24 protein-coding genes are annotated in these 26,136 nt (G+C 72.0%); 15 read left to right on the top strand and 9 right to left on the bottom strand.

From position 1 onward, the window contains the following. Window positions 1–11 precede the first annotated feature (11 nt). On the top strand, window positions 12–794 hold the full coding sequence (locus ABZ564_RS26485; protein ID WP_360861198.1) for a class III extradiol ring-cleavage dioxygenase: 783 nt from the start codon (window positions 12–14) through the stop codon (window positions 792–794). A gap of 6 nt (window positions 795–800) precedes the next feature. On the opposite strand, the gene ABZ564_RS26490 is transcribed toward ABZ564_RS26485, so the two are convergent. Continuing rightward, the gene (locus ABZ564_RS26490) at window positions 801–1,862 is read right to left on the bottom strand and encodes a questin oxidase family protein (RefSeq protein ID WP_360861200.1); all 1,062 of its coding nucleotides are present in this window, start codon (window positions 1,860–1,862) and stop codon (window positions 801–803) included. Between the two features lie 408 nt (window positions 1,863–2,270). Between ABZ564_RS26490 and ABZ564_RS26495 the strand changes: the two genes are divergently transcribed. Then, a complete protein-coding gene (locus tag ABZ564_RS26495; RefSeq protein WP_360861202.1) occupies window positions 2,271–3,269 on the top strand; it encodes a sigma-70 family RNA polymerase sigma factor in 999 nt (332 codons plus the stop codon). Between the two features lie 129 nt (window positions 3,270–3,398). On the opposite strand, the gene ABZ564_RS26500 is transcribed toward ABZ564_RS26495, so the two are convergent. Then, window positions 3,399–4,361 carry a transcriptional regulator gene (locus ABZ564_RS26500; RefSeq protein ID WP_360861204.1) on the bottom strand — a complete coding sequence of 321 codons (963 nt, stop codon included), beginning with the start codon at window positions 4,359–4,361 and terminating at the stop codon, window positions 3,399–3,401. Window positions 4,362–4,423: 62 nt separating this feature from the next. Between ABZ564_RS26500 and ABZ564_RS26505 the strand changes: the two genes are divergently transcribed. Then, a complete protein-coding gene (locus ABZ564_RS26505; RefSeq protein ID WP_360861205.1) occupies window positions 4,424–5,995 on the top strand; it encodes an MFS transporter in 1,572 nt (523 codons plus the stop codon). A gap of 131 nt (window positions 5,996–6,126) precedes the next feature. Here ABZ564_RS26505 and ABZ564_RS26510 read toward each other — a convergent pair whose 3' ends face one another. Then, on the bottom strand, window positions 6,127–6,882 hold the full coding sequence (locus ABZ564_RS26510; protein ID WP_360861207.1) for a DUF6227 family protein: 756 nt from the start codon (window positions 6,880–6,882) through the stop codon (window positions 6,127–6,129). A gap of 436 nt (window positions 6,883–7,318) precedes the next feature. On the opposite strand from ABZ564_RS26510, the gene ABZ564_RS26515 reads away from it, so the two are divergent. Genes ABZ564_RS26515 through ABZ564_RS26540 form a run of 6 tightly spaced genes read left to right on the top strand, consistent with a single transcriptional unit; the run spans window position 7,319 to window position 12,872 of the window. Then, a complete protein-coding gene (locus ABZ564_RS26515; protein WP_360861209.1) occupies window positions 7,319–8,473 on the top strand; it encodes an MFS transporter in 1,155 nt (384 codons plus the stop codon). Continuing rightward, complete coding sequence (locus ABZ564_RS26520; protein ID WP_360861211.1) at window positions 8,470–10,794, top strand: molybdopterin oxidoreductase family protein; 2,325 nt, start codon at window positions 8,470–8,472, stop codon at window positions 10,792–10,794. Before ABZ564_RS26515 ends, ABZ564_RS26520 begins: the two co-directional genes overlap by 4 nt. 7 nt (window positions 10,795–10,801) lie before the next feature. Beyond that, window positions 10,802–11,404, top strand: a complete 603-nt coding sequence (locus ABZ564_RS26525) for a 4Fe-4S dicluster domain-containing protein (RefSeq protein ID WP_360861213.1) — start codon at window positions 10,802–10,804, stop codon at window positions 11,402–11,404. Further along, window positions 11,401–12,201, top strand: a complete 801-nt coding sequence (locus ABZ564_RS26530) for a Rieske (2Fe-2S) protein (RefSeq protein WP_360861215.1) — start codon at window positions 11,401–11,403, stop codon at window positions 12,199–12,201. Before ABZ564_RS26525 ends, ABZ564_RS26530 begins: the two co-directional genes overlap by 4 nt. After that, the gene (locus ABZ564_RS26535) at window positions 12,198–12,641 is read left to right on the top strand and encodes a hypothetical protein (RefSeq protein ID WP_360861217.1); all 444 of its coding nucleotides are present in this window, start codon (window positions 12,198–12,200) and stop codon (window positions 12,639–12,641) included. The genes ABZ564_RS26530 and ABZ564_RS26535 overlap by 4 nt, the downstream gene beginning before the upstream one ends. Window positions 12,642–12,677: 36 nt before the next feature. Continuing rightward, a complete protein-coding gene (locus tag ABZ564_RS26540; RefSeq protein ID WP_360861219.1) occupies window positions 12,678–12,872 on the top strand; it encodes a hypothetical protein in 195 nt (64 codons plus the stop codon). 7 nt (window positions 12,873–12,879) lie between these two features. Here ABZ564_RS26540 and ABZ564_RS26545 read toward each other — a convergent pair whose 3' ends face one another. The 5 genes from ABZ564_RS26545 to ABZ564_RS26565 all read right to left on the bottom strand — a co-directional run bounded on the left by ABZ564_RS26545 (window position 12,880) and on the right by ABZ564_RS26565 (window position 18,308). Next, complete coding sequence (locus ABZ564_RS26545; protein WP_360861248.1) at window positions 12,880–13,338, bottom strand: hypothetical protein; 459 nt, start codon at window positions 13,336–13,338, stop codon at window positions 12,880–12,882. Between the two features lie 416 nt (window positions 13,339–13,754). After that, window positions 13,755–14,588 carry an S-methyl-5'-thioadenosine phosphorylase gene (locus ABZ564_RS26550; RefSeq protein WP_360861221.1) on the bottom strand — a complete coding sequence of 278 codons (834 nt, stop codon included), beginning with the start codon at window positions 14,586–14,588 and terminating at the stop codon, window positions 13,755–13,757. A 135-nt stretch (window positions 14,589–14,723) separates the two neighbouring features. Further along, window positions 14,724–15,059, bottom strand: coding sequence for an FmdB family zinc ribbon protein (locus ABZ564_RS26555; RefSeq protein ID WP_360861223.1), 336 nt, complete (start codon window positions 15,057–15,059; stop codon window positions 14,724–14,726). Between the two features lie 67 nt (window positions 15,060–15,126). Continuing rightward, on the bottom strand, window positions 15,127–16,410 hold the full coding sequence (locus tag ABZ564_RS26560) for an MFS transporter (protein WP_360861225.1): 1,284 nt from the start codon (window positions 16,408–16,410) through the stop codon (window positions 15,127–15,129). 314 nt (window positions 16,411–16,724) lie between these two features. After that, complete coding sequence (locus ABZ564_RS26565; RefSeq protein WP_360861250.1) at window positions 16,725–18,308, bottom strand: potassium/proton antiporter; 1,584 nt, start codon at window positions 18,306–18,308, stop codon at window positions 16,725–16,727. 243 nt (window positions 18,309–18,551) lie between these two features. Here ABZ564_RS26565 and ABZ564_RS26570 point away from each other — a divergent pair, with 243 nt between their 5' ends. Beyond that, window positions 18,552–21,308 carry a penicillin acylase family protein gene (locus ABZ564_RS26570; protein WP_360861227.1) on the top strand — a complete coding sequence of 919 codons (2,757 nt, stop codon included), beginning with the start codon at window positions 18,552–18,554 and terminating at the stop codon, window positions 21,306–21,308. 27 nt (window positions 21,309–21,335) lie between these two features. On the opposite strand, the gene ABZ564_RS26575 is transcribed toward ABZ564_RS26570, so the two are convergent. After that, window positions 21,336–21,920 carry a 5-formyltetrahydrofolate cyclo-ligase gene (locus tag ABZ564_RS26575; RefSeq protein ID WP_360861229.1) on the bottom strand — a complete coding sequence of 195 codons (585 nt, stop codon included), beginning with the start codon at window positions 21,918–21,920 and terminating at the stop codon, window positions 21,336–21,338. A gap of 106 nt (window positions 21,921–22,026) precedes the next feature. Between ABZ564_RS26575 and galU the strand changes: the two genes are divergently transcribed. From galU to ABZ564_RS26600, 5 genes are all read left to right on the top strand, one after another. Next, on the top strand, window positions 22,027–22,929 hold the full coding sequence (gene galU, locus ABZ564_RS26580; protein WP_360861231.1) for a UTP--glucose-1-phosphate uridylyltransferase GalU: 903 nt from the start codon (window positions 22,027–22,029) through the stop codon (window positions 22,927–22,929). A 4-nt stretch (window positions 22,930–22,933) separates the two neighbouring features. Continuing rightward, the gene (gene glp, locus ABZ564_RS26585; RefSeq protein ID WP_360861233.1) at window positions 22,934–24,244 is read left to right on the top strand and encodes a gephyrin-like molybdotransferase Glp; all 1,311 of its coding nucleotides are present in this window, start codon (window positions 22,934–22,936) and stop codon (window positions 24,242–24,244) included. 121 nt (window positions 24,245–24,365) lie between these two features. Then, the gene (gene moaC, locus ABZ564_RS26590) at window positions 24,366–24,866 is read left to right on the top strand and encodes a cyclic pyranopterin monophosphate synthase MoaC (protein WP_360861234.1); all 501 of its coding nucleotides are present in this window, start codon (window positions 24,366–24,368) and stop codon (window positions 24,864–24,866) included. After that, window positions 24,863–25,378 (top strand): MogA/MoaB family molybdenum cofactor biosynthesis protein, encoded by a 516-nt coding sequence (locus ABZ564_RS26595; RefSeq protein ID WP_360861236.1) that lies wholly within the window; start codon window positions 24,863–24,865, stop codon window positions 25,376–25,378. The genes moaC and ABZ564_RS26595 overlap by 4 nt, the downstream gene beginning before the upstream one ends. Before the next feature lie 17 nt (window positions 25,379–25,395). Next, the gene (locus ABZ564_RS26600; protein ID WP_360861238.1) at window positions 25,396–26,019 is read left to right on the top strand and encodes a GNAT family protein; all 624 of its coding nucleotides are present in this window, start codon (window positions 25,396–25,398) and stop codon (window positions 26,017–26,019) included. Window positions 26,020–26,136 lie beyond the last annotated feature (117 nt).

The following is a 26,136-nucleotide window of genomic DNA, read 5'->3' on the forward strand; positions in this document are numbered from 1 at the left end:
TGGGGAGTGTCATGACGATCACCGCGGAGCGCATGCCCGCCCTCTACCTCTCCCACGGCGCACCGCCCCTGGCCGACGACCCCGTCTGGCCCGGCGAGCTGGCGGCCTGGTCGGCTGAGCTGCCGCGCCCCACCGCCGTCCTCATGGTGTCCGCCCACTGGGAGGAGGCCCCGCTCGCACTCGGCGCGACCGAGACGGTCCCGCTGGTCTACGACTTCTGGGGCTTCCCCGACCACTACTACCGGGTGCGCTACGCCGCCCCCGGCGCCCCGCGGCTCGCCGAGAGCGTGCGCAAACTGCTGCGCGGCGCCGGCACGCCGGTCCAGGACATCCCGGACCGCGGCCTCGACCACGGCGCGTACGTACCGCTGGTGGAGATGTTCCCCGAGGCCGACATCCCGGTGCTCCAGATCTCCCTGCCGACGCTCGACCCGCAGAAGCTGATGGACATCGGGCGCAAGCTGGCGCCGCTGCGCGACGAGGGCGTCCTGATCATCGGCAGCGGCTTCTTCACGCACAACCTGGCCGCCCTGCGGCACGCGGGCGGCGGCACCCCCGGCTGGTCGGCGGAGTTCGACGACTGGGGCCACCGCGCGCTCCAGGCGCAGGACATCGACGCGCTCCTGGACTTCGAGCGCAAGTCCCCGGCGGGCCGGCTGGCCCACCCGCGCACCGAGCACTTCGCCCCGCTGTTCGTCACCCTCGGCGCCGCCGAGCAGGAGCTCGACCAGGGGCGCAGCGTGATCGACGGGTTCTGGATGGGACTGGCGAAGCGCTCGGTGCAGTACGGCTGAGGCGCCTCACAGCGCCGGCGGGTTCAGCTCCACCGAGCGCAGCGCGGCGGCCAGGGCCGTCGCGTCGCCCACGTCCAGGGCGGTGTCCGTGAACTTGATGGTGTGGTCGTCGCCGTGCGCCGCCGCCCGCGCGAACACCTCGTCCGCCGACAGGGACGCCGCGTACCCGGCCGGAAGCGCGACGGGCCCGGCGGGGGAGTACGCGGCGGTGACCGCCGCGCTCGCCGCCCACGCGGCCCCCACGCTCGGCGCCCACAGCTCGCGCGGCAGCGCCGGCAGCGTACGCAGTACGGCGTTGGGCGCGGTCGCCGCGTGCACCAGCATGACCGGCGCCCCGTGCCCGTACTCCGCGTAGCGGTGGGTGGCGGCCCGCACCAGCTCCTCCAGCCGGTCGCGGGCCTCGTCCGCACCGGCCACGGGCAGCCCCGGCCACTGCGGGAACGACGTGAGCTGGGCCAGCCGGGCCCGGATGCCGCCGCTCTGGTCGGGCACCCGCGCCACGGCGGCCAGCGCGTCGCCGGCGCTCGGGGCGGGGGCGAGCGAGGTCAGCGGGGGCAGCGGCTGATGGCGGGCGGCCCAGTAGCCGAGCGCGTGGGCCAGTTCCTTGACGCGGGGGCCGTTCTCCTCGCTCGTCAGCAGGGTGCGCACGCCGTGGCCGACCCGGATCACCGGGTGCGTGGAGCCGCCCGCGATGCCGGGGAGCAGCCGGGGCCACCACTCGGCGAGCACGTCGCGCCACGGCCGGTCGGCGGTCTCCCGCTCGAAGTACGCCGCCCAGTCGGCGATGCGGCGGGGGTCGCCGAGGGCCTCCTGCCAGTTCACCGGGGTGACCTCGGCGAAACGGTCCGGCATGTCCTCCAGCTTCGCCCGGTAGTGGTCCAGCCAGCGGTGCACGCCGGACGCCTGGCCGCGGCGGACCAGCGCCTCCACGGCCATGGGGGCGTGATTGCTCAGCCAGCCGTCGCGCTCGGGGCCGGAGGAGTGCAGCCGCTCCAGGGCCTCGTCGAGCGTCCCGGAGGTGTCGGGGGCGGTGGTGGCGGGCACGGTGCGGGGCGTCGTCTCGTTCATGACAGTGACGCTAGGACTCCGGTGCGCCCCCGGTAACGGGCGCTGGCCCCAAGGTCCTGGGGCATGGGGACCAGGACTTTGGTCCCGGACGCACGGGAGCCGGGCCCGGTACCGCGATGCCGGGCAACCCGCCACCCGTACCGGCCGTCTTCCGGGGTACCGGTACGGCGGAGTCGCGCAGGCCCCGCCGAGAGCGCCGGTGGGCTCTCAGGTGTCCTCGGCAACCGCTCCGACCTGCGCGGACGTGCCCGGCCGCGCCAGGCGCCCGCCCCGGTGGCGACACAGGGTACTGCATGATCGCGAAATTGAATGCCAGTCATGGGAATTCTGTCCGGATTCCAGTCGTTGTTTCCATCGGATGCAGGGCACCCGAGAGGGTGTCGCGACCTACTCAGCAAGGGAGCACGCATGGCAACCCGTGCCGTCGCCCGTCGTTCGTCCGCCACCGGCGGGACCAACCGGGCGAGCAGTGTTCGCGCCGTGGGCGGAGAGATCGCCGATCGCGACCTGGTCGGCATGTACCTGGACGAGATAGCGCGTACGCCACTGCTCGACGCAGCCAAGGAAGTCGACCTCTCGCAGGCGGTCGAGGCGGGCGTCTACGCCCGCCGGATCCTCGACGGTGAGGTCGAGAGCGACGCGGGCGGCGCCTCGCGCGAGGAGCTGGAGGCGCTGGTTGCCGAGGGCGAGCGCGCGAAGGACGTGTTCATCCGTTCCAACCTCCGCCTCGTCGTGGCCGTCGCCCGCCGATACCCGCGGGCCGGCCTCCCCCTGCTCGACCTGATCCAGGAGGGCAACGCGGGCCTCGTGCGCGCGGTCGAGAAGTTCGACTACGCCAAGGGCTTCAAGTTCTCCACGTACGCCACGTGGTGGATCCGCCAGGCCATCACCCGCTCCATAGCGGACCAGTCGCGCACGATCCGGCTCCCCGTCCACCTGGTGGAGGAGCTGGGCCGCATCCGCCGGGTGCAGCGCGAGTTCAACCGGGAGAACGGCCGCGACCCGGAGCACGCCGAGATCGCCGCCGAGCTGGGCTCCACCCCGGGGCGCGTCGGCGACGTACTGGACTGGGCCCGCGACCCGGTCAGCCTCAACATGTCCGTGGACGACGAGGGCGACACCCAGTTCGGTGACCTCCTCGAAGACACCTCCGCCGTCTCGCCCGAGCAGTCGGTGCTCACACTGCTGCGCAGCGAGGAGCTGGAGGAGCTGATCGGCAAGCTCGACAACCGGACCGCGTCGATCATCCGCATGCGGTACGGCATCGAGGACGGCCGCGAGCGCACGCTGACCGAGGTAGGCAAGGAACACGGCCTCACCCGCGAGCGCATCCGCCAGATCGAGAAGCACGCACTGCTCGAATTGAAGAGAATGGCTCACGACACGGGCTTTGACGCTGCAGCCTGAGCCCGAGTCCAGTAACCTCCGAATTGGGCCGCTTCACCTGGCCCCCCTGAGCTGAGTCCCGGCGCCCACCCCCCCTGGCGCCGGGGCTCATTCTTTTACGCGCGGCCCCGCCCGGCCCCGCCGCGGGCCTCAGGACGCCGCCGCGCGGCTGAGCCGGCCGCCCAGGTCCGCGAGGTACGCCACCAGCTGCGGCGGCTGGTGGGCGGTGAACTCGCAGTCCACCAGTGCCAGGCGCAGTGCCACCCACTCCAGCGAGTCCCGCAGCACACCCCGCAGCCGGCAGCCGCCCTCGCCCTCCGGCTCCAGCGGGCCGATCCTGGCGGGCAGCCGCGACGCGACGAACTCCGGCGGCGCCGCGAAGCTCACGTCCACCTCGATCTCCGGCTGCCGGCGCGTCATCGAATCGGTCAGGAACTCCGCCGCGTCCCCCGTCGGCAGCTCCCGGGGCGTGAACCGCGACCCGGTCGCGAACGGCTCGCTCACCCGGTCCACCCGGAACGTGCGCCACGCCTCCCGCCCCAGGTCGTACGCCACCAGATACCAGCGCCACCCCGTGCTCACCAGCCGGTACGGCTCGACCTGCCGCCGCGTCTCGGCGCCGTCCCCCGCCCGGTACGCGAACCGCAGCCGCTCCCGGCCGGTGACCGCCGAGGCCATCACGGTCAGGGTCCGCGGGTCGATCGTCGAACCGTCGCCCCGGGCCAGCGGCACCGTCGCGTTCTGCAGGGTCGAGACCCGGTGCCGCAGCCGGGACGGCAGCACCTGCTCCAGCTTGGCCAGCGCCCGTACCGAGGCCTCGTCGACGCCCTCGATGGCGTGACCGGCGCCGGCCCGCAGCCCCACCGCGATGGCGACCGCCTCCTCGTCGTCCAGCAGCAGCGGCGGCATGGCGGTGCCCGCCACGAGCCGGTAGCCGCCGACCGAACCGCGCGACGCCTCGACCGGATAGCCGAGGTCACGGAGGCGGTCGATGTCGCGGCGGATGGTGCGCGGGCTGACGGCGAGCCGCTCGGCGAGCTCGCTGCCCGGCCACTCGCGCGGCGTCTGGAGCAGGGACAGCAGATTCAGCAGACGTGCCGGGGTGTCGGTCATGTCACCCAGCATGAGACCTCAATGGGTCATGAACTGACCTAATACCCGTTTAAGTTCTTCCCATGACTTCCTCCGCACCTCAGCCGTCGCCCGCGGCCCCCTCGACGGAAGCCCCTTCCGCGGGGAGACCGTCGGCGGCGGCCCAGGCCCCGTCGGACCGCCGCCGGTGGTTCGCCCTGGCCATCGTGATGACCGCGGCCTTCATGGACCTCGTCGACGTCACGATCGTCAACATCGCCATCCCCAGCATCGAGCGGGACACCGGTGCCTCGTTCACCTCGATCCAGTGGATCGTCGCCGGCTACGCCCTGGCCTTCGCCGCCGGGCTCATCACCGGCGGCCGGCTCGGTGACATCTACGGCCGCAAGCGGCTCTTCCTCGTCGGCATAGGCGGCTTCACCCTCGCCTCCGCGCTCTGCGGATTCGCCGCCAACCCGGAGATGCTGGTCGCCTCCCGCTTCCTCCAGGGAGCGACGGCGGCGCTGATGGTGCCGCAGGTGCTGTCGATCGTGCACGCCACCTTCCCCGCCCACGAGCGCGGCAAGGTCTTCGGTCTCTTCGGCGCGATCGTCGGTCTCGGCGCGGTGTCCGGACCGCTGCTGGGCGCCCTGCTGACCGAGTGGAACATCGCCGGTCTCGAATGGCGCCCGATCTTCCTGATCAACCTGCCCGTCGGCATCCTCGGCCTGGTCCTGGGCAGCAGGTTCATCACCGAGTCCAAGTCGCCGAAGGCACTGCGCCTCGACCTGGTCGGCGTCGTGCTCGTCACGCTCGGCATGCTGATGCTGATCTACCCCCTGACCCGCGGCCGCGAGCTGGGCTGGCCGCTGTGGGGCCACCTGTCGATGGCCGGGAGCGTCCTCGTCTTCCTCGTCCTCGTGCTGTTCGAGCGCGCCAAGGCCGGCCGGGACGGGTCGCCGCTGGTCGAGCTCTCGCTGTTCCGGGTCAGGAGTTTCGCCGCCGGTATCGCCGTGCAGCTGACCTTCGGCATCGGGCTGGGCATCTTCTTCCTGGTCTGGACCCTGTACATGCAGATGGGCCTCGGCTGGAGCGCGCTGCGGGCCGGCACGACCGGAATCCCGTTCTCCGTCTCCGTCTCGGTGGCCGCCGGCCTCTCCGTGCAGAAGCTGGTGCCCCGCTTCGGCCGCAAGGTCCTCCAGACGGGTGCGCTGCTCATGGCGGCCGGCCTGCTGCTCTACATCTGGGAGGCCGACCACTACGGCATGGACATCACGTCCTGGCAGATGGCGCTGCCGCTGGTGGTCATGGGCGTCGGCATGGGGCTGATCGTGGCGCCGCTGGCCGACGCGGTACTGTCCGAGGTGCCCAAGGAACACTCCGGTTCCGCTTCCGGTCTGTTCAACACCGTGCAGCAGATGGGCAACGCGCTCGGCCTCGGGCTCGTCTCGGTCGTCTTCTACGGGGCGATCGGCGACCGGCTCACCCCGGCGCAGATCGGCCCGGCGTTCGCCGACGCCTTCGAGCAGTCGCTGTGGTGGGTGGCCGGTGTGCTGGTCCTGATCTTCGTGGTGATGTTCGCCCTGCCGGCCAGGCCGAAGCAGCACGTGGAGGGCGCGGAGGCGGCGGAGCCCGCCGCGGAGGAGTCCGCCGAGGAGCCGGTGCTCACGCACTGAGCCGACGGCGTACGCGGCAGAGTCACCGGTGCCCGCATCCCCCGGGGGATGCGGGCACCGGCATGCGGCGGGGCGCTGGGCGGGCGCCGGGGTTCTCTGCGCGGGTGCCGGCCGGGGCCGGGCCGGGCCGGTCAGCAGATGCGCGTCCGGGCCTCCATCGCGCCGCGCGCCGTCTCCTCGTCGCCGTACACCTCGCACATGTGGCGGCCGTCGGGCGTCGCGGTGTGCTCGACCTCCCACAGGCTCGTCTCGCTGCCGTCGAGGAGCAGGAACGCGTGCTCGTACAGCGTGAACCCGGCGTCCCGGCCCTCCACCTGGCACTGGCGGCCGAAGACCTGCGTGATGTGGTGGGCGAACGCGGCCCGCAGCAGATGGGCGGTCTCCTCGCCGGGCACGTCGCCGTTCTCCGCGCGGCGCAGCACACGGCGGGCATGGTCCGCGGAGTTGTCCGGCGCGTACATCCGGGGGAGCGGGGCCGGGGGAGTGGCCAGCAGGGCCGACATGAGCTCCAGGTCGGCCTGCGCCCCCTCGTCGTCGCCGAAGTCGGGAACGTCCCACAGGCTGCCGGCCAGCCGGGCGGCGGCGATGTGGGCGTCGGCCTCCTGGTCGTACAGCTCGTGCTGGCGGGTGTCGGGATGACCGGCTCCGCGCGGACCGCCGTGCACCAGTTCCCACAGGGTCAACGGGGAGCCGTCGCTCAGCAGGTAGGTGTGGCGGTAGGTCTCGCGGTGCAGGGTGGCGCTGTGGTGCGAGGAGTGCAGGGAACTGCTGTGGGCCAGCGCGGAACCCAGCCGCTCCACGGTGCTGTCGGGCAGGTCGAACGAATTGAGAGCCCGTCGCAGGATTCGCTCGAGGTGCTGCTCGGTCGTCTCGTACGGATCGCTCAAGGTGCTGTCTCCAGGCCGTCGCCGCGTGTGACTTGATGCGTGCTTAACGTAGCCCCTGGGGCTGACATCGGAACCGGGGTTCAGAAAAACGCCCGGGGCGCACGGAAGGTTCCGCGTACGCCGCCCGAACTTCCTTGCGCGGTCGGCGAGTCGGTTTCCCCGGCCCGTCCTCCGGGTGCGGGTGCGGCCCGTAGGGACCGCCTAGGGCGGGAAAGTGCCCCCGCCGTCGCTCCCTCCATGCCCGTGGCCGCCCGCACCCCTTCACGAGGGCCTGGCCCACGGCCTTCGCACCCGCCGCGTCGACCGCCACGAGGGCGCCCTCGGTGGGTTCGGGCGGCGACAGGGTGCTCGCCCCCGGCCCACTCCACCGCGACTCGCTCACTCTCCGGGCTCACAAAACAGGACTAATCACCCCGGGCGGTCCTACCGTGGCACCGTGACCGAGCCACCTGAAGCCGCAGGCGCAGCCGCGCAGCCCGCCCCCGGGGGCCGTACCGGGACCGTCGAGGGGGCGGCCGGCGGTCCGCCGCCCCCGAACGGATCCGTACGCGCCGGAGGGCTCGTTCCCCGGTCCGTCACCGGGCGGGCCACCGCGGCGGGCGTCATCGTCTCCCTTCTGCTGATCGTGGCCATCGTGCTCGGCAGCCGGTTCCTGGAGCACTTCGACTCCGCGCTGCTGCCGTACGCCGTGGCCACGGTGTTCCTCGCCTTCGGCGTCGCGTACCGGTACACCGTCTGGGTCTCCGCGCCCGGCGCCCAGCGGCTGTTCAAGAAGGGCTGGGGGAGCCTCTTCTCGGCCGCCAACTTCCGCAGGGCACCCACCGCGCTGCCGAAGATGATCGCCACCTACCTCGGCTTCCAGAAGTTCCTCGGCGCCCGCTCGCACGCCCGCTGGGCCGCCCACCAGCTGATCTTCTGGGGCTGCATCCTCGCCGCGCTGATCACCTTCCCGCTGACCTGGGGCTGGTTCACCTTCACCTCGGCGACCGGCTCCGGACCCGGCTACGAAATGCGCATCTGGGGCTTCAAGATCATCGGGTTCGGCTCCCTGAACCTCCTCGGCTGGCTGATGTTCCACGGCCTGGACATCGCCGCCGTCCTCGTCATCCCCGGCGCCTCCTACTTCCTGTGGCGGCGGATGAAGGACCGGGCGGCCATCACGGGCCAGCGGTTCGCCTACGACCTGGTGCCGCTGATCGCGCTCATCGTCATCTCGGTGACCGGTCTGCTCCTCACCTTCTCCTCGATCTTCCTGCACGGCGGCGGCTACGAGTTCCTGGCGATCCTCCACATGGTCGCCGTGGTCTTCACCCTCATCTACATCCCGTTCGGGAAGTTCTTCCACATCGTCCAGCGGCCCGCCGCCGTCGGCATGCAGCTGTTCAAGTACACCGGCCGACAGGACGAAGAGGTCTTCGGCTGCCGCCGCTGCGAGGAGCCCATCGACACCGCCCCGTACGTCGAAAACCTCCGGGGCACCATGCGCGACCTCAGCCTCGGCTTCGACGAGTGGGCCGAATACTGCCCGCGCTGCAAGCGGGTGCTGCGAGGCAGCGCCTACCTCTCACATGTGAAGAAGGGTTTCAAGTGACCGCGGACCCGCGCTCCCCCGAACCGCATGCGGTCGTCCCCATCGACCCCTCCCTCGCACCGCCGGGCACCCGCGCCTTCCGCGACGCGGGCGGCATCCCCGCCGACCGGTGGCACGCCGACCAGAACGGCGAGACCCTCGTCCCCACCCACTGCTGCTTCTGCGGCGTCCAGTGCGGCATGTATCTGCGCGTCGACCGCGGCGGCAAGGTCTTCGGTGTCGAGCCCCGCAACCACGACATCAACCGCATGCGCCTGTGCCCGAAGGGCATCAACGCCTACCAGCAGATCAACCACCCGGACCGGCTCACCGCCCCCCTCATGCGCCGCTCCCGCGACGAGGACTTCCGCGAGGTCTCCTGGGACGAGGCGCTCGACTTCACCGTCGCCGAGATCAGACGCATCCAGCAGACGTACGGGAACGACGCCTTCGGGCTGCTCGGCGGAGCGAGCCTGTTCTCCGAGAAGACCTACCTGGTCGGCAAGTTCGCCCGGGTCGCCCTCAAGACCCGGCACGTCGACTACAACGGCCGGCTCTGCATGGTCAGCGCCGCCGGCGCCAACAAGCTCGCCTTCAACATCGACCGGGCCGGCAACCCCTTCTCCGACATCCTCCTCACCGACTGCCTGCTCATCGCCGGCTCCAACGTCGGCGAGTGCTTCCCCGTGATGACCCAGTACGTATGGGGAGCCCGGGACCGCGGCGCCAGCCTCATCGTGATCGACCCCCGCGAGACCGCCATCGCCCGGACCGCCGACATCCACGTCGCCCTCAAACCCGGCACCGACTCCGCGTTCTTCAACTCCGTGCTGAACGTCATCGTCGAGGAGGGCCTCACCGACGAGGCCTACCTCGCCGCCCACGCCACCGGCTGGGAGGAGGTCAAGGCCAAGGTCGCCGAGTACCCGCCGTCCCGCGCCGCCGAGATCTGCGGCATCCCCGCCGAACAGATCGTCCAGGTCGCCCGCACCTTCGCCCGCGCCCCCAAGGCCATGGCCTGGCACGCCCGCGGCATCGAGCACCACTCGCAGGGCGTCGAGAACTGCCTCACCGTGATCAACCTCTGCACCGCCACCGGCCACATCGGCAAGCCCGGCGCCGGCTACGGCACCATCACCGGCCAGGGCAACGGGCAGGGCGGCCGCGAGCACGGCCAGAAATCCGACCTCCTTCCCGGCGGGCGCTCCATCAACAACGCGGAGCACCGCCGGCAGATCTGCGAGATCTGGGGCATCGAGGAGTCCGAACTCCCGCCCGCCGGGACCTCGATGATGGAAATGGTCTGGCAGATGCAGCGCCGCGAGATCCGCGGCCTGATCGGCATCTGCAACAACCCCTTCGTCTCCCTGCCGAACTACAAGGTCGTCAAGGAGGGGTACGACGCCACCGAGTTCCACGCCCAATTCGACTTCTTCCTTTCCGAGACCGCCACCAACGCGCACGTCGTCTTCCCCGTCACCACCTGGGCCGAGGACGACGGCGTCATGGCCAACGCCGAGGCCCGCGTGGTCAAGCACAACAAGGCCCAGGACCCGCCCCCCGGAGTCCGTACGGACACCTGGGTGATGTGCGAACTCGCCCGACGACTCGGCGCCGGCGACAAGTTCGACTTCAGCAACTCGCGCGAGGTCTTCGACGAGCTGCGGATCGCCTCCGCCGGCACGGTCAACGACTACTACGGCATCACCTACGAACGGCTGGAGGAGACCGGCGGCATCGCCTGGCCCTGCCCCTCCACCGACCACCCCGGCACCCCCCGGCTCTTCGAGGACGGCAGGACCTACCACCCCGACGGCAAGATCCACCTCCAGGTCGTCGAGTGGCACCCGCCGATGGACCCGTACGACGACGAGCACCCCATGACGCTCACCACGGGACGTACCGTCGCCCACTTCCTCTCCGGCAACCAGACCCGCAGGCTCGGCGGGCTCGTCGAGCAGACCCCGCGCCCCTGGGCCGAGGTCCACCCCTCCCACGGCTTCCGCAACGGCGAACCCGTCCGCGTCGTCACCCGGCGCGGCAGCGAGGTCTTCCCCGCCCTGGTCACCGAGGCGATCCGCCCCGACACCGTCTTCATCCCGTACCACTGGCCGGTCCCCACCGCCGCCAACGCGCTCACCATCGACGCCCTCGACCCCCGCTCCAAGATCCCCGAGTACAAGGTGTGCGCCTGCCGCATCGAGCACGCCGAGCGGATCGACGAGGTCCCCGCCCCCCCGGTCGCACCCGGGCACGTCGCCTATCCGGAGACCCAGGTCTCCCGCACCGACCCACTGCCGCCCACCTCTCCACAGGGCCGCGGCACCTCGGAGAGGAGCTGATGCCCGCATGATGGGCCGAACGATCTTCATCGACCCGGGGCGCTGCATCGGCTGCCAGGCCTGCGTCTCCGCCTGCCGTGAATGCGACTCGCACCGCGGCAAGTCCATGATCCACCTCGACTACACCGACGAGGGCCAGTCCGTCGCCTCCCTTCCCACCGTCTGCATGCACTGCGAGGACCCCGTCGCACCCTGCGCCGAGGTGTGCCCCGCCGACGCGATCCTGGTGACCGCCGACGGCGTCGTGCAGCAGGCCGACACCACCCGCTGCATCGGCTGCGCCAACTGCGTCAACGCCTGCCCCTTCGGCGTACCGAAGATCGACCTCCAGGCGAAACTGCAGATGAAGTGCAACCTCTGCTACGACCGCACCGCCTACGGCCTCGCCCCCATGTGCGCCACCGTCTGCCCGACCGGCGCGCTCTTCTACGGGACAGTCGAGGAGCTCCAGGCCGAACGCCCCGGCGTCCAGGTCGCCGACTCCTTCGTCTTCGGCGAGAGCGAGGTCCGCACCGGCGTCGCGATGGTCGTGCCCGCCGACCGGGTCCAGTGGCCGGTACCCGGCGGCCTGCCCGTCGTGGAGATCAACGGGAAGGACGTCCGACGGTGACCGAAACCGGCTACCCGCCCCCCGGCGACCCGAATCAGCCCCCGCCCCGTGACGCGGGCAGTACACCGCCCGGCGCGCCCGGCCAGCCGGCCTCCGGGGACCCGCGCGAGGCCCTGCACGACCGGATCGCCGCCGACGCCCTCACCACCCGCCGCGACTACCTGCGCATCGTCGCCACCGTCTCCGGCGGGCTGGCCGTCGGTGGCCTCGGCGTCGCCGGCGGCATCCTGCCCCGCCACGGCGACCCCGACGACGGCAAGGCCCCCGCCCCGAAGAAGATCGCTTCCCGGCTCCTTCCCGGCGAGTCCATCGCCTTCGACTACCCCGACGAGGAGGACCGCGCGGTCGCCGTCCGGCTCGACGACGGCACGCTCGTCGGCTACTCCGCGATCTGCACCCACCTCGCCTGTGCCGTGCTCTGGCGCAAGGACCGGGGCACCGAGGGCGAGCTGTACTGCCCCTGCCACGAGGGTGTCTTCGACGCCCGCAGCGGCGAGGTCACCGCCGGGCCGCCGCCCCGGGGGCTGCCCAAGGTGGTGCTCACCGAGCAGACCGACGGCAGCATCTGGGCCGTCGGCACCACCCGGTCCGGCGAGAGCATCGAGGACGGACTGTGCCGCCAGTTCGGCGAGGACCGCCCCGACCTGGCCTCCCGCCTCGGCTGCCCCGGCGTCCGTGACGGCGCCGAGGCACCTCCCGCCCCCGGAGCCGCCGCCCGCACGGTGGCCCCCGGGCCGTCCCGTACGCGTACCCGTACCGGAGCCGCTGCGTCCGACACCCCCGGGAGCCCGACATGAGCGACGACGACCGCCGGCCTCCGGGCGGCTCCGGCACGCCGCGGCCCTCCCCCGACCCGCAGTACCCGGGCCCCCCGCAGCACCCCGGCCCGCACTACCCCGAGTACCACCCCGGCAGTGCGCGGGCCGAGCTCAACCGGCCCGTCCGCGAGCGCTACCCGCAGATCCGGCCCACCAGCGGCTACGGCGACCCCCGCGTCCGCCACACCGGGCCCGGGCCCGGAGCCGGCACCGACCAGGAGCCGGAGCGGTCCTCGAAGCTCACCGCCCGCCTCGTGCTGGCCATGAGCGTCGTCATCGGGCAGCTGTGGGGCCTGATGGTCATCGTCGACGAGTGGATGGAGGGCAACACCGGCACCGCCTGGTGGGGCGCAGGTTTCCTCTGCCTCTCGTTCCTCGTCGTCCTCGGGCTCTGGCTGCTCGACCCCAAGGACCGCTGACCGGCCGCCCGGGCCGGGCGGCCGTACCCTGGAGGCATGAGTACCGCCCCCGGCCCGCGCGACGCGGAGCCCACCACGCCGGCCCGGCCCAGGCCGGCGCTGATCTTCGACGATCCGCTGGACCAGCAGTCCGCGGACGACACGGACCAGGGGTGGGGCGAGCGGGCTCCGTCCGGCGGCGCCGCGGACCTGGCGCGCTTCCTCGACGAGAAGCCGCCGCACCACATCTGAGTACGGGTCAGCACAGGATCACCGCGAATCCGCCGGAGATCCCCGCCCCCGCCAGATCGGCGGCCGTCCTCCTCGGCACCGCCAGCACGACCAGCGCCCCCGCCTCCGGCGCGCCGCCGACGGCCGCCGGCGGCACCCGCTCCACCCGCGCGCCCCTGGCCAGCACCCGGGCCTCCGCCGCTCCGGCATCCCCCGACGCGACGACATCCACCCGGTCGCCCGGCCTCAGCAGCCGCACGGTCTCCGCGTCCGCGATCCGTACCGGCGCCGACACCAGGCGCACCGGCGGCGACGCCCGCTCCCGGGCCGCCCCCTGTGCCGTACCGCCGCCGTGCCCGTCGTCTCCGCCGCTTCCGGCAAGCCCGGAGACGGCCAGCGCGGCCGCCGTCAGCGCCAGCCCGGCCGCCATGGAGCGGCGCTGCCGCCACACCGCCCGGCGCAGCCGCTGACCGGCGCCCCCACGCACCCGCAACGGCGGGAAGGCGGGCACCCCGTACGGTGCGGGAGCGGGCAACGGCCCCGGTGGGCCGCCCGCGAACGGAGCGGCGGGAGCAGTCTGGGGCGAGAAGGAGGAACCGGACGAGCGCATCGCGAACACCGCCTGCGTCAGGAGTCGTTGGGTCGGGGCCGCCCGCCGGACCCCGTGGGTCCGGCCGCCGGACATCCCCCACGATCCACCAGCCGCCCGATTCCCGCCGGGGCCTGTGGACCACCCCCACGATGTGGAAAACTCGCTCACCCGCCGGGGCGAAACACCACCGGGGCGAAACCCTGGCACCGGGAGCACCAGCACCGGAACCCTGCACCGGGAGCCCCCGCACCGGGAGCCCCCGCACCGGGAGCCCCCGCACCGGGAACCCCGGCGCCGCGGAACAACCTCCCCTACGGCAGCGCGATCCCCGTGTCGATCCCATCCAGCGCGTGCCCGCACGGGCAGCCCCGGTCCGCGGCCGCCGGCAGCGCCGCCACCGCGTCGAAGAGGACCGAGCGCAGCCGGTCCACGTTGGCCGCGAAGACCTTCAGCACCTCCTCGTGGGAGACGCCCTCGCCGGCCTCCGCCCCCGCGTCCAGGTCCGTGACCAGGGTCATCGTGGTGTAGCAGAGGCCCAGCTCCCGGGCGAGCACCGCCTCGGGGTGCCCGGTCATGCCGACCACGGACCAGCCCATCGCCGCGTGCCAGCGCGACTCGGCGCGGGTCGAGAAGCGCGGCCCCTCGACGACCACCAGCGTCCCGCCGTCCACCGCCTCCCAGTCCCGCCCCCGCGCGGCGGCCAGCGCGACCTTGCGCCCCTCGGGGCAGTACGGGTCGGCGAAGCCCAGGTGCACCACGTTCGGCAGGACCCCGTCGACCCGGGTCTCACCGTCGTAATAGGTCTGCACGCGGGTCTTCGTGCGGTCCACCAGCTGGTCCGGTACGAGCAGGGTGCCCGGCCCGTACTCCGGGCGCAGACCGCCCACCGCGCACGGGCCGAGCACCTGGCGTACGCCGACCGAGCGCAGCGCCCACAGGTTGGCGCGGTAGTTGATGCGGTGCGGGGGCACGTGGTGGCCCCGGCCGTGCCGGGGGAGGAAGGCGACCCGGCGGCCGCCGGTCTCGCCGATGAAGACGGAGTCGCTGGGCTCTCCGTAGGGGGTATCCACGCGGACCTCGGTGACGTCCTCCAGGAAGGAGTACAGCCCCGAGCCACCGATCACACCGATCTCTGCGTTCGCCATGCGGTCACAGTAGGCGTTCGCTCCGGGGCTCCGGCAGGCGGGCGAGGGGCGGGGAGAGGCGGCCGGGTGCCGGGACGGCGAAGACCCCGCCGAGCGGATCGGCGGGGTCTTCGTGAAGGCTGTGAAGCCGACGGCTCAGGCGGCCGACGAACCGCTCGTCGAGGACGAGGAGGCGGAGGACGTGGCCGCCGAGGCGGTCGGCGACTTGGTCTCCGACGACGTCGAGGAGCCGGCGGACGAGGACGATCCGGACGTCTTCGAGGCGGCCGACGCCGGCGTGCTGCTCGACGAGGAGCCGCGGCTGTCGTTCCGGTAGAAGCCGGAACCCTTGAAGACGATGCCGACCGCCGAGAACACCTTCTTCAGGCGTCCGTCGCAGTTCGGGCACACCGTGAGAGCGTCATCGGTGAACTTCTGCACCGCTTCGAGGCCCTCGCCACACTCGGTGCACTGGTACTGGTAGGTCGGCACTTTGTTCCTCCTGGCACTCTGACTCGATGAGTGCTAACGACGCTCCATAGTGACCTATTCCGCTGGATCAGTCCACCGTGACCGGCCCGCGGTGACCGATACCACGCGCCACGGTCCGCCCCGAACCGGTCGGCAGGAGCCTCGAACGCAGCGTCACCAGGGTCACCAGCGCCAGCACCGTACCCACCAACGGCACCAGGAACCCGGCGCTCGCGCCGTGTCCGTCCGCCAGCCGGCCGGCCACCGTCACCGCGGCCGCCTGACCCAGCGCGACCGCGCCCGTCAGCCAGGTGAACGCCTCGGTCCGCGCGGAGCCCGGCACCAGCGCCTCGACCAGCGTGTAGCCGCTGATCAGGGCCGGAGCGATGCAGAGGCCGACCAGCAGGCCGAGCGCGGCGAGCAGGGGCACCGAGTGCATCGCCCACAGGCCCGACGCGGTCAGCGCCAGGCCCGTGTAGCCGGTGATGAGGCGGCGGCGGGGTCCGGACTTCCAGGCGACGGCCCCGCAGGCGATCCCGGCCAGCATGTTGCCGGCGGCGAAGATCCCGTACAGCACACCGTTCGCGCCCGGGCTGCCGATCTCCTCGGCGAACGCGGTCAGCGAGACCTGCATGCCGCCGAACACCGAGCCGATGCCGAGGAAGGCCACCGCGAGCACGCGTACGCCGGGGACCGACAGGGCGGAGGCGTGGCGCTCGCCGCCGGGCAGGGCGCGGTCGCGGACGGCCGGCTGGGTGGCGCGCCGCGCGGCGAAGAGCAGACCGCCCACCAGGGTGAGCGCGGCTTCCGCGATCAGGCCGGCCGCCGGGTGCACGCCGGTGCACAGAGCGGTGGCGAGTACGGGGCCGATGACGAAGGTGAACTCGTCCGTCACCGACTCGAACGCGGCGGCCGTCGCCAGCAGCGGCGACGCCTCGCGCCCGGGGGCCGCCCCCAGCACGGCCGCCCAGCGGGCGCGCACCATGGGGCCGATCTGCGGGACGGACGCGCCGGTCGGGACGGCCGCCGCGAACAGCGCCCACAGGGGCGCGTCCGCCAGGGCGAGCGTCACCAGGAGCGAGACGGCGGCGGAGTGGACCAGCACGCCGGGCAGCAGCACGGCCCGCTGGCCGAACCGGTCGGCGAGCTTGCCGGTCTGCGGGGCGAACAGGGCCATGGAGACCCCGGTGACGGCCGCGACGGCGCCGGCGCTGCCGTACGAGCCGGTGGTGTGCTGGACCAGCAGCACGATGCCGATGGTGAGCATCGCGAAGGGCTGCCGTGCGGCGAAGCCGGGAAGGAGGAAGGTCCACGCCCCGGGGGTGCGCAGCAACTGCCCGTATCCGGGGCGGTCGGAGACCGTGGACACCACGGTCCTTGCCTTTCTGCCGCCTGGTGGCCGTGCTCCCCGGGGCGGTCCGCACGTGTGTGCGCCGGGCGGGGGCTGCCGAGAGCTGTCCTCTTCGCGCGGAACTGCGGTAGATGCCGGGCGCTCGCGGCCGGTGTGCGGTGCACAGCCGGTACGGAGGACGCCACGACCGCCATACGGTCGCGCCAGCTCTGCGTCAGGCAGAGTTGGTCGATCAATCGGTGGTTCTGGGTTTCCTTCATGCTACAGGCAGGAGGGGCGGTGTTCCTGTGATTGTGCGCGCACTGCCCCTCCCCGCCTGTGAACGCGGCGTGGGCTCAGTGATGTGCCTTCGCGTCGCGTTTCTTCGCCTCGTCCGACCTGCCGAGCTTCCTCACTGCCTTGAGCGCCCCCGCCCCATGGGGCCCGGTGAGGCCCCCGTGGTCTGTGGGGTGCCCGCCGGGCGTGCCGAGCCAGCCGGCCAGCTTGCCGCCCTCGGCGACCGCGCGCAGCCGTGCCTCGGCCGCGTCGCGCACCGGGTCGGTGGCCACGACGAGCAGTTCGTCGCCGCGCCGCAGCACCGTCGAGGGGGCGGGTACGAAGCTCTTGCCTTCGCGCACCACGAGGGTGACCGCGGCACCCGCCGGCATGCGCAGTTCCCCGATCTCGACGCCGTGCATCTTCGACTTCGCGGGGACGGCCACCGAGAGCAGGTGTCCGCGCAGCCGCTCCAGGGGTGCCGATTCGATGCCCAGGTCGGCCGCCTCGGACGGGTCGTCCCCGATGTCGAGGGCCTTGGCGAGCCAGGGCAGGGTCGGGCCCTGGATGAGGGTGTAGACGATGACGAGGACGAAGACGATGTTGAAGACCCGGGTGGAGCCCTCGATGCCGGACACCATGGGAATGGTCGCCAGGATGATGGGTACGGCACCGCGCAGCCCGGCCCAGGACATGAGGGCCTTCTCCTGCCAGGGCAGCCGGAACGGCAGCAGCGAGATGAAGACCTCCAGCGGCCGTGCCACCACGGTCAGCACCAGGCCCACGACGACGGCGGGCCAGAAGTCGTCGAGCAGGTCGTGCGGGGTGACCAGCAGACCGAGCAGGACGAACATGCCGATCTGGGCCAGCCAGCCGAGCCCGTCCGCGAAGCCCCGGGTCGCCGGCCAGTGCGGCAGCTTGGCGTTGCCGAGGATCATCGACGCGAGGTAGACGGCGAGGAACCCGCTGCCGTGGAGCATGGCGCCGGCCGCGTACGCGGAGACCGCGATGGCCATGACCGCGATCGGGTAGAGGCCGGAGGCGGGCAGGGCCACATGGCGCAGCCCGTACGAGCCGAGCCAGCCCACGGCGATGCCGACGGCGGCGCCGATGGCCAGTTCCAGGGCTATCTCGCCGAGCAGCACGTACCAGCTCTCGACCTCGCCGACGGTCGAGAAGGCGACCACGAGGATGACCACGGGGGCGTCGTTGAAGCCGGACTCCGCCTCGAGGACGCCGGTGACGCGGGCGGGCAGCGGGACCTTGCGCAGGACGGAGAAGACGGCGGCGGCGTCCGTCGAGGAGACGACCGCGCCGATGATGAGCGCCTGCCGCCACTCCAGGCCGACCAGGTAGTGCGCCCCGGCCGCGGTCACGCCCACGCTGATCCCGACGCCGACCAGCGACAGCATCACGGCCGCGGGCAGCGCGGGTCTGACCTCTTTCCACTTCGTGCCGAGGCCGCCCTCGGCGAGGATCACGACGAGCGCCGCGTAGCCGATGACCTGCGTCAGTTCCGCGTTGTCGAACTCGACGTCGAAGAAGCCGTCCTGGCCCAGGGCGATACCGATGCCGAGGTACAGGAGCAGGCTGGGGAGCCCGCTGCGGGAGGAGATGCGGACCGCCACGACGGCGACGAGCAGGACGAGTGAGCAGGCGAGCAGGAGTTCGTTGAGCGTGTGGACAGTCAGTGGCCGGTCCTTTCCCTGCGTACGCCTACCGGATCGGCTTCCGGCGGCCGGTACTTCGTTACCTTACCTAATCTTTAACGTTTTCTTGATGCCTTCGAGTATTCGTGCGATCGCTACGCAATTCGAGCCATCCTGATACCGCGTCCGAGCGGCTTGCGCGCTGCGCCTATGGTTGCTCCTGCACTCCCAGGACCGCCCTGCCCTCGAAGGACAGCGATGCCCGCCACAACAACCGTCTCTTCCGGATCCACCGGTACCGCCGGTGGCGGGCCGCGCAAGAAGAGGAAAAAGGGGCGACGCGCCCGCCTGCTCCTGATCGTCCTGGTGCTGGCGCTCGTCGCGGGTGTCGGTTACGGAACGTACTGGTCCGTATCCACCGTGCGCGCCTCGTACCCGCAGACGAACGGGACCATCCACCTCGACGGCCTCTCCGGCAACGTCGACGTCAAGCGCGACGGCTACGGCATCCCGCAGATCTACGCGGACTCCGACGCCGACCTGTTCCGCGCCCAGGGCTTCGTCCAGGCCCAGGACCGCTTCTGGGAGATGGACGTCCGCCGCCACATGACGGCCGGGCGGCTCTCCGAGATGTTCGGCTCGGGCCAGGTCGAGACGGACTCCTTCCTGCGGACGCTGGGCTGGCGCAAGGTCGCGCAGGAGGAGTACGACACCGTCCTGTCCGACGAGACCAAGAAGAACCTCCAGGCGTACGCGGACGGCGTGAACGCCTACCTCGAGGGGCGCGACGGCAAGGACATCTCCGTCGAGTACGCCGCCCTCGGCCTCACCAACGACTACAAGCCCTCCGCGTGGACCCCGGTCGACTCGGTCGCCTGGCTGAAGGCGATGGCCTGGGACCTGCGCGGCAACATGCAGGACGAGATCGACCGCTCGCTGATGACGAGCCGGCTCGACGCCGACCAGATCGAGCAGCTCTACCCGGCCTACCCGTACGACAAGCACGAGCCGATCGTCACCGAAGGCGCGATCTCCCCGCTCACCGGGAAGTTCGACCCCGAGGCGCCGGACTCCGAGGGCAGCGGCGCGTCCACCGTGGCGGGCGCCACCCAGGGCCTGAACACGCAGCTCGGCGCGCTCTCCGACACCCTGGACGAGATCCCCGCGCTGCTCGGCCCGAACGGCACCGGCATCGGCTCGAACTCCTGGGTGGTCTCCGGCAAGTACACGACCACCAACAAGCCGCTGCTCGCCAACGACCCGCACCTCGCGCCGATGCTGCCGTCCCTCTGGTACCAGATGGGCCTTCACTGCCGCCAGGTCTCCGAAACCTGCAAGTACGACACCGCCGGCTACACCTTCTCCGGCATGCCGGGTGTGATCATCGGCCACAACCAGGACATCGCCTGGGGCTTCACCAACCTGGGCGCCGACGTCACCGACCTCTTCCTGGAGAAGGTCTCCGCCGACGGCTACCTGTACGACGGGAAGACGAAGCCGTTCACCACCCGCGAGGAGACCATCAAGGTCGCGGGCGGCAAGGACCGGCACATCACCGTCCGCGAGACCAACAACGGGCCGCTGGTCTCCGACCGCAGCAGCGAGCTGGAGAAGGTCGGCCAGAAGGCCCCCGTCACCAACTCCGCCCCGGACCGCGCCGACGGTTACGCCGTCGCGCTGAAGTGGACCGCGCTGGAACCCGGCCACTCCATGGACGCCGTCTTCGAGCTCAACCGCGCCAAGGACTTCACGGCCTTCCGCGCGGCGGCCCAGCACTTCGAGGTTCCCTCGCAGAACCTGATCTACGCCGACACCAAGGGCCACATCGGCTACCAGGCCCCCGGCAGGATCCCGGTGCGCAAGCAGGGCGACGGTACGACGCCCAGCCCCGGCTGGTCCTCGTCGTACGGCTGGAAGAAGGACCCGATCCCGTTCGACGAGCTGCCCTACGAGTACGACCCGAAGCGCGGCTACATCGTCACCGCCAACCAGGCCGTGATCGACGAGGACACGTACCCGTACCTGCTCACCAAGGACTGGGGCTACGGCAGCCGCAGCCAGCGGATCAACGACCTCGTCCAGTCGAAGATCAAGGGCGGCGGCAAGATCTCGACCGAGGACATGCAGAAGATGCAGATGGACAACACCAGCGAGATCGCCGCGCTGCTGGTGCCCGAACTGCTGAAGATCAACGTCTCCGACAAGGACGTCCGCCAGGCGCAGAAGCTGCTGGAGGGCTGGGACTACACCCAGGAGGCCGACTCGGCCGCCGCCGCGTACTTCAACGGCGTCTGGCGCAACATCCTCAAGCTGGCCTTCGGCGACAAGCTGCCCAAGGAGATGCGCGTCGAGGGCGAGTGCCTGAACGTTCGTCCGGCCAAGAGCTCCGGCCCGGTCGACGAGCAGGACCGGCTGGTGCGCGAGTGCGGTCAGCGCTCCCCGGACTCCGCGCAGCCGGACGGCGGCGACCGCTGGTACCAGGTCGTCGCGAACCTCATGGACAAGCCGGACAGTGACTGGTGGAAGTCGCCCAAGAGCCGCAAGGACAAGGCGACCGAGACCCGCGACGAGCTGTTCGCCCGCGCCATGGAGGACGCGCGCTGGGAGCTGACGGCCAAGCTCGGCAAGGACATCACCACCTGGAACTGGGGCCGGCTGCACCAGCTGACCCTGAAGAACCAGACCCTCGGCACGGAGGGCCCCGACCTCCTGCGGCGGGTCCTCAACCGGGGCCCGTGGAACCTCGGCGGCGGCGAGGCCGCGGTGGACGCCACCGGCTGGAACGCGGCCGGCGGCTACGAAGTGGTCTGGGTGCCGTCGATGCGGATGGTCGTCAACGTGGGGGACTGGGACAAGTCCCGCTGGATCAACCTCACCGGCGCCTCCGGACACGCGTTCAGCGCGCACTACACCGACCAGACCGACAAGTGGGTCAACGGTGAGCTGCTGCCCTGGGCCTACGGCACGAACGCCGTGGCCGGGACGACGACGGACACCCTGACCCTGAAACCGTAGAAGGCCGCCCCGAAGGCCCCCGGTGCCTCAGCTCGCGCTGAAGCGCCGGGGGCCTTCGGGTGTGACCACCGCGTGTACGGGGAAGTCGTGCGGCTCGGCCGGGACCTGGGCGGTCACCTCGTTCGCGTACAGCAGGACGACCAGCGCGGGCGTGGCCCCCGCGGCTGTCAGGCGCGCCAGAACCCGGTCGTAGCTGCCGCCGCCGCGCCCGAGGCGCATCCCGCGCGCGTCCACCGCGAGACCGGGCAGCAGCACCGCGTCCGCGCCGAGGACGGCGTCGGGGCCGAGCCGCTCGCCGACGGGTTCGAGCAGTCCGCGCCCCGCCTTCGCGAGGCCCGCGAGGCCTTCGTACGGCGCCCAGTCCAGGTCGTTGTCGGCGAGGAGCACCGGCAGCAGCACCCGCACGCCCCGCGCGCGCAGCGCGTCCAGCAGGGCGAGGGTGCCCGGTTCGCGCCCCACCGAGACGTACGCGGCGACGGTACGGGCCCCGTTCAGCTCCGGGAGGGCGAGCGCGTGGCGGGCGAGAACCGCGGCGGCCCGTTCGACGTCCTGGTCCGTCAGGAGGCGACGTGCGGCGAGCAGTTCACGCCGCAGCAGGGCCTTTGCGGACATATCGGTGTTCAACGGGTGCCTACCGGTCTCTCGTACGGGGTTATATGAGGACAAAATTAACCGGAGGATCATCTTCCGCCCAGATGGGCCGGTTAATGTTCAGCGCATGACCCAGTCGAACCCCAGGATCAGCAAGGCCGTCATCCCGGCGGCGGGCCTCGGGACCCGCTTCCTGCCGGCCACCAAGGCCACCCCCAAGGAGATGCTGCCTGTCGTCGACAAGCCTGCCATCCAGTACGTCGTCGAGGAAGCGGTGGCTGCCGGGCTGCACGATGTGCTCATGATCACCGGCCGCAACAAGCGTCCCCTGGAGGACCACTTCGACCGGAACTACGAGCTGGAGAGCGCCCTGACCCGCAAGGGGGACGCCGACCGGCTGCGCATGGTCCGCGAGTCCAGTGACCTCGCGACCATGCACTACGTACGCCAGGGCGACCCCCGGGGCCTGGGCCACGCCGTGCTGTGCGCCGCGCCGCACGTCGGTGACGAGCCGTTCGCGGTGCTGCTCGGCGACGACCTGATCGACCCGCGCGACCCCCTGCTGACCCGGATGACCGAGGTCCAGGGGCGGGAGGGCGGCAGCGTCATCGCGCTCATGGAGGTCCCCTCCGCGATGATCCACCAGTACGGCTGCGCGGCCGTGGAGCCCACCGCCGAGGCGGACGTGGTGCGCGTCACCGGCCTGGTCGAGAAGCCGGAGCCCGCCGACGCGCCCAGCAACCTCGCCGTGATCGGCCGCTACGTCCTGGACCCCGCGGTGTTCGACATACTGCGCAGGACCGAGCCGGGCCGGGGCAACGAGATCCAGCTGACCGACGCCCTGCAACTGCTCGCCGAGGACGAGAAGGTCGGCGGCCCCGTGCACGGCGTCGTCTTCAAGGGCCGCCGCTACGACACCGGCGACCGCAGCGACTATCTGCGGGCCATTGTCAGACTCGCGTGCGAACGTGAAGATCTGGGGCCGGAGTTCCGCAGCTGGCTCCGCCGTTACGTCACCGAGGAGATGTAGCACGTTGAGCAGCACGATCTGGTCGGTGGACGAGCACCTGGAAGACATCCTCGCCGCGGTGAAGCCGCTCGAACCCATCGAGCTGCAACTGCCCGAGGCCCAGGGCTGCGTCCTCGTCGAGGACGTCGTCGTGGAGATCGCCCTGCCGCCCTTCGACAACAGCTCGATGGACGGTTACGCGGTCCGCGTCGCCGATGTCGAGGGCGCCACCGAGGAGTTCCCCGCCGTCCTCACCGTCATCGGCGACGTCGCGGCCGGCGACGACGGCCTCGGCGCCGGCCGGCGCGTCGGCCCCGGCGAGGCCGCCCGCATCATGACCGGCGCCCCGCTCCCGGAGGGCGCCGAGGCCGTCGTCCCCGTCGAGTGGACCGACGGCGGTACGGGCGAGGGCCCCGCCGCCGCGATGCGCGCCCACAGCGACGCCCCCGAGGGGGCCGGCGGAGAGGTCCGCGTCCACCGCCCGGCCCAGGCCCGCGCCCACGTCCGGGACCGGGGCAGCGATGTGCGCCCCGGCGACCTCGCGCTCAAGGCCGGCACGGTCATCGGGCCGCCGCAGATCGGCCTGCTCGCCGCGATCGGCCGCTCCACCGTCAAGGTCCGCCCCCGCCCCCGCGTCGTCGTCCTGTCCACCGGCAGCGAACTCGTACAGCCCGGCGGCGAGCTGACCGGCGGCCGGATCTACGACTCCAACAGCTTCGCCCTCACCGCCGCCGCCCGGGACGCCGGGGCCATCGCCTACCGCGTCGGCGCCGTCGCCGACGACGCCGAGACCCTGCGCGCCACGATCGAGGACCAGCTGATCCGCGCCGACCTCGTCGTCACCACGGGCGGCGTCAGCGTCGGCGCCTACGACGTCGTCAAGGAAGCCCTGTCCTCGGTCGGCGACGAGGACGAACCCGGCGGCGGGGTCGACTTCCGCAAGCTCGCCATGCAGCCGGGCAAACCGCAGGGCTTCGGCTCCATCGGCCCCGACCACACCCCGCTGCTCGCCCTCCCCGGGAACCCGGTCTCCAGCTACGTCTCCTTCGAGCTGTTCGTCCGCCCCGCCATCCGCACCCTGATGGGGCTGCCCGCGATGGACCGCCCGACGGCGAAGGCCGTGCTCGTCGCCGACAAGGCCCTGTCCTCGCCGGCCGGGAAGCGCCAGTTCCTGCGCGGTACGTACGACGCGGAGGCCGGCACCGTCACGCCCGTCGGCGGTTCCGGCTCACATCTGATCGCCGCGCTCGCCCAGGCGGACGCGCTGATCGTGCTGCGCGAGGACGTCACCTCCGCCGAACCCGGCTCCGACACCGAGGTGATCCTGCTCCGCTGACCGCGGCCCGGTGGCGGTACGGTGTCTGGCGCTGTGCCGTCCGGGGGACACCCCCCGGCCCCCGGACCGCGCCCCGGCGCGGCACCGGGGAATCCGGCGCCCTACCGCTAGGCGGAGTGAGTTGAGTACGCAGAACAGGCTGACGCACATCGACGAGGCGGGGGCCGCCCGCATGGTCGACGTCTCCGGGAAGGACGTCACCGCGCGCGTCGCCCGTGCCAGCGGCCGGGTCCTCGTGTCGCCGCGTGTCGTCGAACTGCTCCGGGGCGAGGGGGTCCCCAAGGGCGACGCCCTCGCCACCGCGCGGATCGCCGGGATCATGGGCGCCAAGCGCACCCCGGACCTGATCCCCCTCTGCCACCCGCTGGCCGTCTCCGGAGTCGGCGTCGAGCTCAGCGTGGCCGACGACGCCGTGGAGATCACCGCCACGGTGAAGACCACCGACCGCACGGGCGTGGAGATGGAGGCCCTGACCGCGGTGTCGGTCGCCGCGCTCACCGTCGTCGACATGGTCAAGGCCGTCGACAAGGCCGCCGTCATCACGGACGTCCGGGTGGAGGCGAAGTCGGGCGGCAAGTCCGGCGACTACGTGCGCGCTCACGAACCCGGGGCCGAAGCGTGAACGCCGCCGTCCCCCCGCCCCCGTACCGCGCCCTCGTCGTCACCGCCTCGAACCGCGCGGCCGCCGGGGTCTACGCCGACAAGGGCGGGCCGCTGATCGCCGAGGCGCTGACCCGGCTCGGCTTCACCGTCGACGGCCCCGAGGTCGTTTCCGACGGCGACCCGGTCGAGCGGGCCCTGCGGTCCGCGGTGGCCGCCGCGTACGACGTGGTCGTCACCACCGGCGGTACGGGCATCTCGCCCACCGACCGCACCCCCGAGGCCACCCGCCGCGTCCTGGACCACGAGGTCCCCGGCATCCCCGAGGCGATCCGGGCCGAGGGCCGCGACAAGGTCCCCACCGCCGCGCTCTCGCGGGGCCTGGCGGGCGTCGCCGGGCGCACCCTGATCGTCAACCTCCCCGGCTCGACCGGCGGGGTGCGCGACGGGCTCGCCGTCCTGGACCGGCTTCTGGCGCACGCCGTGGACCAGCTGCGCGGCGGCGACCACCCCCGACCCGGGAGCCCGAGCTGAACGTCCCGACCTGGCCGGTGATCCTGACGGACGGTGATGTCGCCCTCCGGCCCATCAAGCTGCGCGACCAGCGCGAGTGGCGCGAGGTCAACCGCCGCAACCGGGAGTGGCTGCGCCCCTGGGAGGCGACCGTCCCGCCGCCCGCCCCCGGCGGCCCGGTCGCCCAGCGGCCCACGTACCGCCAGATGATCCGTCACCTGCGCTCGGAGGCCCACGCCGGCCGGATGCTGCCGTTCGCCATCGAGTACCGGGGCCGGCTGGTCGGTCAGCTGACCGTCGCCGGGGTCACCTGGGGCTCGATGTGCTCGGGGCACGTCGGTTACTGGGTGGACCGGGAAGTGGCCGGACGCGGGGTGATGCCGACCGCTGTCGCGCTCGCCGTCGACCACTGTTTCCAGGTGGTCGGACTCCACCGCGTCGAGGTGTGCATTCGCCCCGAGAACGGGCCGAGCCGGCGGGTCGTGGAGAAACTCGGATTCCGCGAGGAGGGGCTGCGCCCGCGTTATCTGCACATCGACGGGGCCTGGCGGGACCACCTGATCTACGCACTGACGGCGGAGGAGGTGCCGGACGGGCTGCTGCGGAGATGGCACCGGTCGCGGCCGGCTCCACGTCCGGATCAGCCGGAACCTCCCGCATAATAAAAAGTATGTTCGAATTGCTTGCTGTCCGTTGATCCGAACAATCACAAAAAAAGTCCGCGATATCGGCCGGATCGTGCGACACACCGGGCCAATTGGCGGATGCCTCCGCGCAAA

The organism is Streptomyces sp. NPDC019224 (assembly GCF_040632605.1).
Taxonomy (GTDB): domain Bacteria; phylum Actinomycetota; class Actinomycetes; order Streptomycetales; family Streptomycetaceae; genus Streptomyces.